Origin of the sequence: Ralstonia sp. ASV6 (genome assembly GCF_016429285.1) — a bacterium.
In the GTDB taxonomy this organism is placed as follows: domain Bacteria; phylum Pseudomonadota; class Gammaproteobacteria; order Burkholderiales; family Burkholderiaceae; genus Ralstonia; species Ralstonia flaminis.
In genome coordinates this window covers 1-599 of record NZ_JAELUI010000339.1, presented here as the reverse complement: position 1 = coordinate 599, position 599 = coordinate 1, and the positions used below count along the sequence as shown (strand labels likewise).

General features: G+C 64.1%; 1 protein-coding gene. It reads right to left on the bottom strand.

From position 1 onward, the window contains the following. Nucleotides 1–48: 48 nt before the first annotated feature. Nucleotides 49–599 (bottom strand): bile acid:sodium symporter (locus JHD73_RS27970; protein ID WP_199033365.1); only part of this gene is annotated, 551 nt, incomplete at its 5' end.

Sequence of the window (599 nt, the reverse complement as noted above, 5' to 3'; positions counted from 1 at the left end):
GTGCACACCTACCACTGGCCGGAAACGACGGGCTTGATGGCCCTGTGACTACGCCGGGCGGCTGGCCGGTGCGCCAGCATTGGCTTCGGTATGCGCCATGCGATCCGCATATTTGCGCGCCAGCGCCGAGCACACGATCAACTGCAACTGGTGATAGATCATGGTCGGCAGCACGATCAGGCCCAGGGCGGGGTTGCCGGCAAACAGGATCTTCGCCATCGGAATGCCGTTGGCCAGGCTCTTCTTGGAGCCGCAGAACACGGCAGTAATCTCATCGGGCAAGCCAAAGCCCGCGCGCCGCGAGAGCCACGTCGTCGCGCCCAGCACGACGAACAGCAGTGCGCCGCTCATGACCGCCACGGCCACGATGGTTTCCCACGGATACTTCGACCACACGCCCGCGTGTGTCGAATCGGCAAACGAGTTGAACACGATCAGCAGGATCACCACGCGGTCCACCTTGTTGATGATCGCCTTGTACTTGGTGATGAGTCCGCCGATCACCGGGCGCAGCAACTGGCCCAGCACGAACGGCAGCAGCAGTTGCTCGGCCACGCCCAGCAGCGCCTTGCCCACCGACAGTTCCGCGCCCGAGGCCT